Origin of the sequence: Blastococcus sp. PRF04-17, from assembly GCF_023016265.1 — a bacterium.
Lineage (GTDB): Bacteria > Actinomycetota > Actinomycetes > Mycobacteriales > Geodermatophilaceae > Blastococcus_B.
Map to the genome: position 1 here is coordinate 4,204,690 of NZ_CP095412.1, position 11,761 is coordinate 4,216,450.

General features: G+C 74.1%; 10 protein-coding genes and 1 pseudogene. 7 read left to right on the forward strand and 4 right to left on the reverse strand.

Translation table 11 applies throughout. The features are described 5' to 3' along the window. Positions 1–113: 113 nt before the first annotated feature. From gatC to gatB, 3 genes are read left to right on the forward strand one after another with little or no spacing between them, the layout of a single operon-like run. Positions 114–413 (forward strand): Asp-tRNA(Asn)/Glu-tRNA(Gln) amidotransferase subunit GatC, encoded by a 300-nt coding sequence (gatC, locus tag MVA48_RS21355; RefSeq protein WP_246983387.1) that lies wholly within the window; start codon positions 114–116, stop codon positions 411–413. After that, positions 410–1,945, forward strand: a complete 1,536-nt coding sequence (gene gatA / locus MVA48_RS21360; protein WP_246983389.1) for an Asp-tRNA(Asn)/Glu-tRNA(Gln) amidotransferase subunit GatA — start codon at positions 410–412, stop codon at positions 1,943–1,945. Before gatC ends, gatA begins: the two co-directional genes overlap by 4 nt. After that, positions 1,942–3,645, forward strand: a complete 1,704-nt coding sequence (gene gatB, locus MVA48_RS21365; protein ID WP_246983392.1) for an Asp-tRNA(Asn)/Glu-tRNA(Gln) amidotransferase subunit GatB — start codon at positions 1,942–1,944, stop codon at positions 3,643–3,645. Before gatA ends, gatB begins: the two co-directional genes overlap by 4 nt. 82 nt (positions 3,646–3,727) lie before the next feature. Here gatB and MVA48_RS23645 read toward each other — a convergent pair whose 3' ends face one another. After that, positions 3,728–4,336: a PQQ-dependent sugar dehydrogenase gene (locus MVA48_RS23645; protein ID WP_256461105.1), complete on the reverse strand. Its 609-nt coding sequence runs from the start codon at positions 4,334–4,336 to the stop codon at positions 3,728–3,730. A gap of 134 nt (positions 4,337–4,470) precedes the next feature. Beyond that, a pseudogene (locus MVA48_RS23650) lies at positions 4,471–4,632 on the reverse strand (PQQ-dependent sugar dehydrogenase); the annotation flags it as partial. Between MVA48_RS23650 and MVA48_RS21380 the strand changes: the two are divergent. Beyond that, positions 4,568–4,780, forward strand: a complete 213-nt coding sequence (locus MVA48_RS21380; protein WP_246989381.1) for a hypothetical protein — start codon at positions 4,568–4,570, stop codon at positions 4,778–4,780. The pseudogene MVA48_RS23650 and the gene MVA48_RS21380 sit on opposite strands and share 65 nt — an antisense overlap. Before the next feature lie 133 nt (positions 4,781–4,913). After that, positions 4,914–5,861 carry a 2-hydroxyacid dehydrogenase gene (locus MVA48_RS21385; RefSeq protein WP_246983393.1) on the forward strand — a complete coding sequence of 316 codons (948 nt, stop codon included), beginning with the start codon at positions 4,914–4,916 and terminating at the stop codon, positions 5,859–5,861. Here MVA48_RS21385 and MVA48_RS21390 read toward each other — a convergent pair. Together MVA48_RS21390 and MVA48_RS21395 are read right to left on the reverse strand one after the other, a co-directional pair. Then, entirely contained in the window at positions 5,855–6,235 is a 381-nt protein-coding gene (locus MVA48_RS21390) for a PH domain-containing protein (RefSeq protein ID WP_246983395.1), read from the reverse strand. The two genes, MVA48_RS21385 and MVA48_RS21390, sit on opposite strands and share 7 nt — an antisense overlap. Beyond that, entirely contained in the window at positions 6,232–7,077 is an 846-nt protein-coding gene (locus tag MVA48_RS21395) for a helix-turn-helix transcriptional regulator (RefSeq protein ID WP_246983397.1), read from the reverse strand. The genes MVA48_RS21390 and MVA48_RS21395 overlap by 4 nt, the downstream gene beginning before the upstream one ends. A gap of 90 nt (positions 7,078–7,167) precedes the next feature. Between MVA48_RS21395 and ilvD the strand changes: the two genes are divergently transcribed. Further along, positions 7,168–8,880, forward strand: a complete 1,713-nt coding sequence (gene ilvD / locus MVA48_RS21400; protein WP_246983400.1) for a dihydroxy-acid dehydratase — start codon at positions 7,168–7,170, stop codon at positions 8,878–8,880. Positions 8,881–8,963: 83 nt separating this feature from the next. Then, positions 8,964–11,651: a putative bifunctional diguanylate cyclase/phosphodiesterase gene (locus MVA48_RS21405; RefSeq protein ID WP_246983402.1), complete on the forward strand. Its 2,688-nt coding sequence runs from the start codon at positions 8,964–8,966 to the stop codon at positions 11,649–11,651. Positions 11,652–11,761: the final 110 nt, after the last annotated feature.

Consider the following 11,761-nt stretch of genomic DNA (forward strand, 5'->3'; position numbering starts at 1 on the left):
CCAGCTTCTCACGCCGGAAGGGGCCTCAACCGCCCCCACGTAGAGTGTCCGGGTCACCCGGGCGGCCGAACAGCGAGCCGCCGAGCAGGCACCGAAGTGGAGTTCCTCCCAGCATGAGCACGCTCTCCCGCAAGGATGTCGCGCACCTGGCGCGGCTGTCCCGGCTGGCGGTGACCGACGAGGAGCTCGACCTGTACGCCGGGCAGCTGTCGGCGGTCCTGGACGCGGTGGCGCAGGTGCAGAAGGCGCCGGTCGACGACGTGCCGCCGACCACCCACGCCGTCCCGATGACCAACGTCATGCGGGCCGACGTGGTCCGGCCCAGCCTGCCGCGCGACGTCGTCCTCGCCGGTGCGCCCGCGGCCGAGGACGACCGCTTCCGCGTACCGCGCATCCTGGGGGAGGAGGAGTGACGCACTCGACCACGCGGCCGACGACCGACCTCACCACCACCGACGCGGCCGAGCTGGCCCGGGCGATCGGGGCCGGTGACCTGACCTCCGCGGAGGTCACGCGCGCCTATCTCGACCGGATCGCCGCCGAGGACGACCGGCTCGGCGCCTACCTGCACGTCGACCCGGAGGCTGCGCAGGCCGCCGCCGAGCGGGCCGACGCCGTCGGCGACCGGAACCCGTTGACCGGCGTGCCCATCGCGCTCAAGGACGTCGTCGTCACCGAGGGCGTCCCCACGACCAGCGGCTCGAAGATCCTCGAGGACTGGCGGCCGCCCTACGACGCGACGGTCGCGGCCCGGCTCAAGGCTGCCGGCACGGTCCTCCTCGGCAAGACCAACATGGACGAGTTCGCGATGGGCTCCTCCACCGAGAACTCCGCGTACCGCCCGGCCCGCAACCCCTGGGACCCCGAGCGGATCCCCGGCGGCTCCTCGGGCGGGTCGTCCGCGGCCGTGGCCGGCGGGCTCGCCCCGTGGGCGATCGGGACCGACACCGGTGGCTCGATCCGCCAGCCGGCTGCCCTCACCGGGCTCGTCGGTCACAAGCCGACCTACGGCTCGGTGTCCCGCTTCGGGCTGATCGCCTTCTCCTCGAGCCTCGACCAGGCCGGCCCGATGGCCCGGACGGTCCTGGACGCTGCCCTGCTGCACGAGGCCATCGGTGGCCACGACCCGCTGGACTCCACCAGCATCGACGCGCCGCTGCCGCCGCTGGCCGAGTGCGCCCGACGGGGCGCCGACGGCGACCTGTCGGGGCTGAAGGTCGGTGTCGTGCGCGAGCTCGGCGGCGACGGGCACGCCGACGGCTACGAGCCCGGGGTGCTGGCCCGCGTCGCCGAGGCGGTCGCGCTCCTGGAGAGCATGGGCGCGGAGGTCCGCGAGATCTCCTGCCCGGCCTTCGACCTGGCGCTGCCGGCCTACTACCTGATCGCCCCCAGCGAGGCGTCGTCCAACCTGGCGCGCTTCGACGGTGTCCGGTACGGCCTGCGCGTGGGCGACGACGGCGAGCGCGACCTCGACGAGGTCATGGCGCTCACCCGCGAGGCCGGGTTCGGGCCCGAGGTGAAGCGCCGGATCATCCTCGGCACCTACGCCCTGTCCAGCGGCTACTACGAGGCCTACTACGGCCAGGCGCAGAAGGTGCGCACGCTGATCAGCCGCGACTTCTCGGCCGGCTTCGACGAGGTCGACGTGCTGGTCAGCCCCACCACGCCGACCGTCGCGTTCCCGCTGGGCGCCCGGGTCGACGACCCGGTCGCGATGTACGCCGCCGACCTGTGCACGCTGCCGGCCAGTCTGGCCGGCGTCCCCGCCATCTCGGTGCCGTGCGGTCTGTCCGACGGGCTGCCGGTCGGGTTCCAGATCATGGCCCCCGCGCTGGCCGACGACCGCTGCTACCGCGTCGCCGCCGCGCTCGAGGCAGCACAGGACGCCGCCCGCGGTTCCCGCTTCCTCGACCAGCTGGGGCGCACCACGGGAGGAGCGGCGTGAACGGCGCACTCAAGGCCGCCTGGGCGCTGACCGCGTTCGTCGTGGTCGCCGGGATCATCGGCTGGATCCTCACCGACCGAGCCGTCTTCGCCGTCTTCATCGTGCTCGGCCTGCTCACCGCGGCGGCGCCGTGCTCACTGGACGAACGCCCCCGGCCGCAACGACCCATCCGCGAAGGACACCACCCCGTGAGCACCGCAACCGCCGACCGGCTGGTCGACTTCGACGAGGTCCTGACCCGCTACGAGCCGGTCATCGGCCTGGAGACCCACGTCGAGCTCGGCACCGCCTCGAAGATGTTCTGCGGCTGCTCGACCACCTTCGGCGCCGAGCCCAACACCCAGACCTGTCCCGTCTGCCTCGGCCTGCCCGGCTCGCTGCCGGTGGCCAACGAGGCGGCCATCGAGTCGACGATCCGCATCGGGCTGGCGCTGGGCTGCCGCATCGCCACCTGGTCCCGGTTCGCCCGCAAGAATTACTTCTACCCCGACATCCCCAAGGGCTTCCAGACCACGCAGTACGACGAGCCGCTGTGCACGGCGGGACACCTCGACGTCGAGGTCGACGGGGAGACCTACCGCGTCGAGATCGAGCGGGTGCACCTCGAGGAGGACACCGGCAAGAATCTCCACGTCGGGGGCGCCAGTGGCCGCATCCACGGCGCCGACCACTCGCTCATCGACTACAACCGCGCCGGCATCCCGCTGGTCGAGATCGTCACGCGGCCGATCCCCGGCGCCGGCGCCAAGGCTCCCGAGGTGGCCAAGGCCTACGTCACCGAGCTGCGCGAGATCCTGCTCGCGCTCGGCGTGTCCGAGGTCCGCATGGAGCAGGGCAACCTGCGCTCGGACGTCAACACCTCGCTCGCCCCGATCGGCAGCCTCGAGTGGGGTACCCGCACCGAGACCAAGAACGTGAACTCGCTGCGCTCCGTGGAGCGAGCCGTCCGGTTCGAGATGCGCCGCCAGGCCGCACTCCTGGACGCGGGGGAGCGGATCCTGCAGGAGACCCGCCACTTCCACGAGGACACCGGCACCACGTCGCCGGGGCGGAGCAAGGAGGAGGCGACCGACTACCGGTACTTCCCCGAACCGGACCTCGTGCCGGTCGCCCCCGACGAGGAATGGGTCGCCGAGCTCGCCGCCGCGCTACCGGAACTGCCCGCCGCGCGTCGTACCCGGCTCCGCGAGGAGTGGGGGCTCTCGCCCACCGAGATGGCCTGGGTGGCCAACGCCGGGGCGCTGGACCTCGTGGCCGAGACCGTCGCCGCCGGCGCGACCCCGGCCGACGCGCGCAAGTGGTGGCTCGGTGAGCTGGCCCGCCGGGCCAACGACGCCGGTGTCGAGCTGGCCGAGCTCTCCGTCACCCCGCGTCAGGTCGCCGAGCTCGCCGGTCTGGTGCAGGCAGGCACCGTCAACGACCAGCTCGCCCGCCAGGCGCTCGACGGCGTGCTCGCCGGCGAGGGCGACCCGGCCGCCGTGGTCGAGAGCCGGGGTCTGGCCGTGCTCGGCGAGTCCGACGAGCTCGTCACAGCGGTGGAGGCGGCGATCGAGGGCAATCCGGACGTCGCCGAGAAGGTCCGCGGCGGCAAGGTCCAGGCGATCGGCGCGCTGGTCGGCGCGGTCATGAAGACCACGCGGGGCAAGGCCGACGCGGCCACCGTCAAGCGGATGCTCGAGGAACGCCTGATCGGCTCCTGACCTCGGCCGGGATGACGAGACCGGCCTGGAGGCGGTCGAGCGGGACCTCTGCCCGTGCGTGGTCCACCGCTTCCGGCGATGACTACAACGGCGAGTCGCTGGCCGACGTCGGCGGGAGGATGCGCAGTACCTTGTCGTCGTCCTCGGCCGGGGATCCGACGCCGTCCTTGTTCGACGTGGTGATCCACAGCGCGCCCTCGGCGTCGAGGACGACGGTGCGCAGCCGGCCGTACTCGCCGCCGAGGAACTCCTCCGGATCGCCCACGACGGCGCCGCGCTCGTCGAGGGACAGGGCGTGGATGCGCTCGCCCTGCAGCGCCCCGAGGAACAGCACGCTCCCGCCCGCCGCGCACCCGCCGAGGCCGGCCTCCTCGTCGGGGACCTCGCTGAGCGGCGGCGCGACCGCGTAGTCGGCTCCGGGCGTCAGCAGGTTCACCTCGTCCGGGGCGGGTGCGTCGGTCGCGTCGGTCGCGTAGATCGCCGTCTCGCCGGCCAGGCAGAGGGCGGTGACGTCGCGGTGCCCGCGGGTGAACACGGGGCCGGCGCCCACCGGCCGGCCGAAGACGTCGATGCGGAGCACCTTGCCCGCGGTGGAGTCCGGATCGGCCGCCAGCGCGGGGTTTCCGGCGTCACCGGTGCCCACGAGCAGATGACCGTCGACGCCGAACACCAGCGCGCCGCCGTTGTGCACCGCGCCGCGGGGATGCCGGTGAAGACCGGGTTGGGCGCGCCGCCGAGCGGGAAGCGGACCACCCGGTTGTCGGTCGGGGTGGTCATGTACGCATAGACCAGCCCGTCCTCGAGATAGGTGGGGGAGACCGCCAGGCCGAGCAGGCCGCCGTCGCCTGACGTGTCGATCCCGGGAACGGTCATCAGCTCCTTGGCCGGCGCGCGGTCGGGGAAGACCTGGAGGATGCGGCCGGTGTCACGCTCGCCGACCAGCGCGCTGCCGTCGGGGAGCAGCGCGAGCCCGGTCGGGACGGTCAGCCCCGAGGCGACGACGTTGGGGTCGCCCTCCTCCTCACCGGATCCCGGCTCGGCCGGCCGGCCGGGCACCGGGGCCCGCGACGACGGCGGGCCGACCTCGGGCGGTGCGCCCTCGGGCAGCGGGCGGAAGGGGCCGGCCGGCTCGTAACCGTCGCTGCCGCAGCCGCTGAGCACGGTCGAGGCGATCAGGACACCGGCCAGCCAGCTGCCCGCGCCTGCCAGCCGCCCCACCCGGAACACAGTACGTGCGCCCGCCCGGAGCCCGCCTAGAGTCGGCGTCCGTGCCGCGGCTGCCGCTCGACCCCGACGAGACCCTGCACGTGCTGGTGCCCTCGCGGTCGGTCGCCGAGGCGGTCGAGGCGGTCTCACCGCGCGTGCGCGCGCACCGGGTCGAGGCCTCCGACGGACCGCCGTCGGGCGAGGCGGTGGACGCCCAGGTGTGGGTGCCCGGGGCGGGCGGCGTCCCGCCGCCGGACAACGGCTTCCTCGAGGCGCTGCCGCGGCTGCGCCTGGTGCAGCTGCTCAGTGCCGGCGCCGAGCAGTTCGTCGGCCGGCTGCCCGACGGCGTGCTGCTGTGCAACGCGCGCGGCGCGCACACCCCTGCGACCGCGGAGTGGGTGCTGGCCGCGACGCTCGCCGCGCTGCGCGGCATCCCCTTCTTCGTCCGGGAGCAGGCCGCGGGGCGCTGGTCGTTCGGCGTCCACTCGTCACTGGTCGGCGCGCGCGTGCTCGTCGTCGGTGCCGGCGACATCGGGCGGGCGATCGGGCGGATGCTCGACCCGTTCCACGTCGAGCTGACCTACGTCGCCCGCACCGCGCGCGGGGGCGTCCGATCCGCGGCGGACCTTCCGGAGCTGCTGCCGCACGCCGACGTCGTCATCGTCGTCGTCCCCGTCACGCCCGAGACGACGGGACTGGTCGACGCCGGCTTCCTCGCCGCGATGGCCGACGGCGCCCTGCTGGTCAACGCCGCGCGCGGCGTGGTCGTCGACACCGACGCACTGCTGGCCGAGCTGCGCGAGGGCCGGCTGCGGGCCGCGCTGGACGTCACGGACCCCGAGCCCCTGCCCGAGGGGCACCCGCTGTGGGCGGCACCGAACCTGCTGCTCACCCCGCACGTCGGCGGCGCCGTGCCGCGGTCCGGCCAGCGCGCGGCGGCCGCCGTCGCGACGCAGGTGACGCGGATCCTGGCCGGCCAGCCGCTGGCCGACGTGGTCGACGGCTACTGAGCGGGCGGCGCCGGCACGTCGACCCGGCCACCGGAGAGCGCGGCCAGGCGGGGGAGGTCGCGGGTGCGCACGACCGGCAGCCGCACCTCGGTCCCCGCCGTCGTCACCAGCCAGAGCGCGTTGCGCTCGTCGATCCGGATCCCGGCCAGCTCCGTCCAGGAGACGGTCCGCGAGCCCGCCAGCGAGCGCGCCGTGATGCCGTCGTCGCCGATGTCCACGCCCACCCGCAGGACCCAGGCGGCGACCGCGACCGGGATGAGCAGGAGGACCAGCGTCCAGGCCGAGGCCAGGGCCAGGGGGACGACGCAGAAGACGAGGATGAGGACGGGCAGCAGCGCGGTCCGGCTCATGCGCAGACGGGCAGGGGCGTTCACGACCGTCGATGCTCCCAGACGGGCTCGCCGGCCAGCCGGGCCAGCTTGTCCGCCGTGCCGGTGCCCTCCACGGCCGTGTAGGCGATCAACTGCAGGCCCGACGCGTCGGCAGGCGTGAGCTGGTGGTGCTCGAGGTGCAGCGTTCCGACGGCGGGGTGCTCGAAGCGCCGCTCGCCCGAGCTGAACCGGTCCACGTCGTGGCTGGCCCACCCGGCGCGGAAGTCGGGGCTGACCTCCTCCAGCCGGCGGACCAGGTCCCCGACCATGGGATCGGCCAGGCGAGGACCCACCTCGGCGCGGAACTGGGTCAGGAAACGCCGGCTGTCGGTGTCCCAGTCGCCGAGCAGCTCGCGGACGGCGGGGTCGGTGAACACCAGCCAGAGCAGGTTCCGCTCGGCGGGCGACACGGCCGCGACCCCCGGGTAGAGACGTTCGTACGCCTCGTTCCAGCCGACGATCGACCAGCTCGCCGTGATGACGTAGGACGGCGAGGCGCCCAGCGCGTCGAGCAGTCGCTGAAGATGGGACGGCATCTCGTCGCCGCCAGGGGACGTGGCGCTCCCGTGCCCCGCCAGACGGAGCACATACTCGTGCTCGGCGGGGGTGAGGCGCAGGGTCCGGGCCAGAGCGTCGACGACCTGACGCGATGGCCGGATGTCGCGGCCCTGTTCGAGCCACGTGTACCAGGTGTGGCTGACGCCGGCCAGGAGGGCCACCTCCTCCCGGCGCAGCCCGGGGGTCCGCCGGTTCCCGCCCCCGGGCAGACCGACCGCGGGAGGGTCGAGCTGGCGGCGCCGGGAGCGCAGGAACTCGCCCAGCTCGTGGCGCGCGGCCTGAGCCACCTGGCCCTCCTCGGTCCGCAAGTGGTGGTACCGGTACCAGTATCACCGCCAACTCGGCCGGTCGGCCGCGTCGGCCTACCATCGCCCCTCGTGACGACCGTCGAAGATCGCCCCACCGGCCAGCAGACCGCCGACGTCAAGCCGCGCAGCCGCGACGTCACCGACGGCCTCACCAAGGCGCCGATGCGCGCGATGCTGCGAGCAGTCGGCATGGGCGACGACGACTGGGAGAAGCCGCAGATCGGCGTGGCCTCGTCCTGGAACGAGATCACCCCGTGCAACCTCTCCCTCGACCGGCTCGCCAAGCGCGCCAAGGAGGGCGTCCACGCCGCCGGCGGCTACCCCCTCGAGTTCGGCACCATCTCGGTCTCCGACGGCATCGCCATGGGTCACGAGGGCATGCGCGCCTCGCTCGTGTCCCGCGAGGTCATCGCCGACTCCGTCGAGACGGTGATGTTCGCCGAGCGGCTCGACGGCTCGGTGCTGCTGGCCGGCTGCGACAAGTCGCTGCCCGGGATGCTGATGGCCGCCGCCCGGCTCGACCTCGCCAGCGTGTTCGTCTACTCCGGGTCGATCCTCCCGGGCAGGCTCGGCGACCGCGACAACCTGACGATCATCGACGTCTTCGAGGGTGTCGGCGCCTGCGCCCGCGGCCTGATCACCCGCGAGGAGCTCGACGCCATCGAGAAGGCGGCCTGCCCCAGCGAGGGTTCCTGCGGCGGCATGTACACCGCGAACACCATGGCCAGCGTCGCCGAGGCGCTCGGGATGGCGCTGCCCGGGAGCGCGGCGCCGCCGGCTCCCGACAGCCGACGCGACGCGGTCGCCGTCGCCTCCGGCGAGGCGGTGGTCAACCTGTTGCGCAAGGGGATCACCGCGCGGCAGATCATGACCCGCGAGGCCTTCGAGAACGCGATCACCGTCGTCATGGCCCTGGGTGGCTCGACGAACGCCGTCCTGCACCTGATGGCGATCGCGCACGAGGCCGATGTGGACCTGACGCTGGAGGACTTCAACCGCATCGGCGACCGCACACCGCACCTGGCGGACGTGAAGCCGTTCGGCCGGTTCGTCATGACCGACATCGACCGCATCGGCGGGGTCCCGGTCGTGCTGCGGGCGCTGCTCGATGCCGGCCTGCTGCACGGGGACGTGCTCACCGTCACCGGCAGGACCATGGCCGAGAACCTCGCCGAGATCGCCCCGCCGGACCCCGACGGCGCGATCATCCACGCGATGGACCAGCCGATCCACCGGACCGGCGGCCTGACGATCCTGCGCGGCTCGCTCTCCCCGGATGGCGCCGTGGTCAAGTCCGCCGGTTTCGACACCGACGTCTTCGAGGGCACCGCCCGCGTCTTCGACGGCGAGCAGGGCGCGATGGACGCCGTCACGGAGGGAACCCTCAAGCCCGGCGACGTCGTCGTCATCCGCTACGAGGGGCCCAAGGGCGGCCCCGGGATGCGGGAGATGCTGGCCGTCACCGGCGCCATCAAGGGGGCGGGTCTGGGCAAGGACGTCCTGCTGCTCACCGACGGCCGGTTCTCCGGGGGGACGACGGGCCTGTGCATCGGGCACGTCGCGCCGGAGGCCACCGACGGCGGCCCGATCGCCTTCGTCCGGGACGGCGACCGCATCCGCCTCGACCTCGGCTCCCGCACCCTCGACCTGCTGGTCGACGAGGACGAGCTGGCCCGCCGCCGCGCGGGCTGGACCGCCCCCGAGCCCCGCTACACCCGAGGAGTCCTGGCCAAGTACGCCAAGCTCGTGGGCTCCGCGGCCCGGGGTGCCATCTGCGAGTGACCCCTTCCGTGGCGCACCCCCGAAGGGGTGAGGAGCAACCCGGTCGGCTTGTCACGCTCGGTGAGCATGCCGAGTTAGCCGGTGTGGATCCTCGTCGATGGTGGCTGCTCGCGGCCGTCGCGCCGGTGGCCGTCGCCTGCGCGGTGGCCGTCGGCGACCCTGCCCTGCGCCTTGTCGGTGACCTGGGCGTGGTGCTCGCCGGCCTGATCGCCTCGGCCGTCCTCTGGATCGTCGGTGGCCGCCGCTCGCAGCGGCGGAACTGGCGCCTCCTGGCGGTCGCACCCCTCCTCCCGGCCGCCGGGACGGTGCTGTCCGCCGCACTGGACCCGGCCGACGCGCTGGAGCTCGTGGTCCTGCGCTGGGTGCCGACGGTGCCCGGCTACGTCCTCGCGGTCGTCGCCATCCTGTCGCTGGTCGACCGGCAGCGGCTCCGGAGCGGCGGCCTGCGGCTCGCCGTCGAGCTCTGCCTGTTCCTCACGGCCTGCGTGGTCGCGGTGCAGCTGCTGGTCATCGGCCCGTCGGGCAGCTGGACGCACCTGGCCCTGGCCGAGCAGCTGGTCCTCGGTGCCGCCGTGGTGGCCACCTCGGCGACGATGGCCGCCGCCCTCACCCTGCTGGGCGTCATCGAGGTCCGCCGCCAGCGGATGGCGCTGGTCCTGCTGACCGGCGCGGTGCTGCTCACGACCGGTCGCGGCCTGGCCACCCGGGCGCTGCTCACCGACATGGCGGGTGCCGTCGACCTCAGCCGCTTCCTCGTCGCGGCCGGCCTGGGCCTCCTGGCGGCCGCGGTGCTCGTCGACCCGGGCCCCGACCCCGACTCGACGACCGTCCCGGTGCCTGGCCGGTCGACCGCGCTGGGCCAGCTCCTGCCGCACTTCGCGATGGTCGTCGCCCTCGTGATCATCGGGTTCGTGGCCGCGGCCGGCTACACGCCGACGCTCGTGAGCGTCGTCGGTGGCTCCGTCTGCATCCTCCTCACGGCCGTGCACCGGTGGGTGACCGTCCGGGACGCCGGCCGCATGGCCCTGCGGCTGCGGCGGAGCGAGGCCTACTTCCGCTCGCTCGTGCGCTCGAGCGGCGACGCGATCGTCATCCTCGACGACGCGCTGCGGATCACGTGGGCCTCGCCCGCCCTCGACCGGGCGCTCGGTACGGCCGCGGCCGACCTGGTCGGCCGTCCGCTGCTCGACGTCGTCCACCCCGAGGACGTCGCCCCGCTGACCGGCGCCCTGCCCGTCGCCGCACCGCGAACCGAGGCGCCGCGAACCGAGGCGCCGCGCGCCGAGACGCCCGACGCGCACGTCGACCACGCCGGCCTGCTGCTGCTGCGCCTGCAGGACGCGGCGGGCGTGTGGCGCTACCTGGAGGCCGGCATCTCCGACCTGCGGGACGACCCCGACGTCGGTGCCGTCGTCCTGCACTGCCGCGACATGACGGAGCGGCATGCTCGCGAGCTCGCCCTGCAGGGCATCGCCTACACCGACCCCATGACCGGGCTGCCCAACCGTGCCGGCGTCCTCAAGACCCTCGAGGCCGAGCTCGCCCAGGCCGGGTCCGGGGCGTCGACGCTGCTGCTCATCGCGCTCGACGGCCTGGCCTCGGCCCGCGAGAACGCCGGCCGCGAGAACGTCACCAGGGTCGTGGCCGAGATCGGTCGTCGGCTGCGCGCCACCGTGCGCGGCGAGGACACCGTTGCCCGCATGGGCGGCGGCGCCTTCGCCGTCCTGACCGACGGCGCCGACGCCGACGCCGACCGGCTGGCGGCCCGCTGCCTGTCGGTGGTCGAGCAGCCGATCATGACCCCGAACGGACTGGTCGAGCTCACCGCCGGCGTCGGCCTGGCGCCGCTGGAGCCCGGCGTGGGCGTCGACGAGCTGCTGGCCCGCGCCGACCTCGCCGTCCGCGCGGCGCACGCCCGGGGCGAGGGTTGCGTCGCGCGGTACTCACCGGCCATCGGCGAGGCGGCGGCGCGGCAGGAACGGCTGCGGACCGACCTGCAGGGCGCCAGCGCGCGGGGCGAGATGTTCCTGCTGACCCAACCCATCGTGTCCCTCTCGGAGGAGCGCATCACCGGGCTCGAGGCCCAGCTGCACTGGCGACACCCCGACCTCGGCGAGATCGCGCCCGCCGAGTTCCTCGCGCTCGCCGAGCGCAACGGCCTGCTCGCCGATGTCGTCCGCTGGGCACTGGCGGAGGCCACCTCCGTCGCGGCCGCCCTGCCGGCCTACGGCGCTCCGCTGCGGATCGGCTTCAAGGTGCCGGCGGGCTACGCCGCGACCGGCACGCTGGTCGCCGATGTCGAGCACGCCCTCACCACGTCCGGTCTGGCTCCGGAGCGGCTGGTGCTCCAGGTGACCAGCGAGACCGCCACGACCGGTGACGACCGCACCGGTCTGGACATCACCTCGCTGCGCCTGATGGGCGTCCACGTGGCGCTGGACGGCTTCGGCAGCGGCTCGTCGGCCCTGGCGCACCTCACCCAGCTGCCGATCGACATCGTCCGGCTCGACCGCTCGCTGATCACCCGCATCGACCGCGACCCGCAGAGCCGGGCGCTCTGCGAGTCCATCGCCGGCATCGCCCGAGCGCTGGGTCTCGACGTCGTGGCCGAGGGAGTCGAGACGCCGGCTCAGCTCGCGGCGCTGGCCGGCTTCGGGTGCGGCTTCGCACAGGGGTTCCTGATCTCCCGGCCCATCCCGCCGGCCCAGGTCGAGCCGCTGCTCGCGGCGGGTGCCGGAGCGCTCCTGCCGAGCTTCGTGAGCCGGGTGTGAGCGGTCCACCCGCATCATCGGGTGGAAATGGACACACCTGTCCATAGAGTGGGACGCGGTGGTTGACGCTGCGGCGGCCGAGGCGCACAGTGTGCAGGTGCCACGCGCCT

Bases quoted from the DNA above. Each gene is read 5' to 3' on its own strand.
- gatC (WP_246983387.1), top strand. From the start codon at position 114: ATGAGCACGCTCTCCCGCAAGGATGTCGCGCACCTGGCGCGGCTGTCC.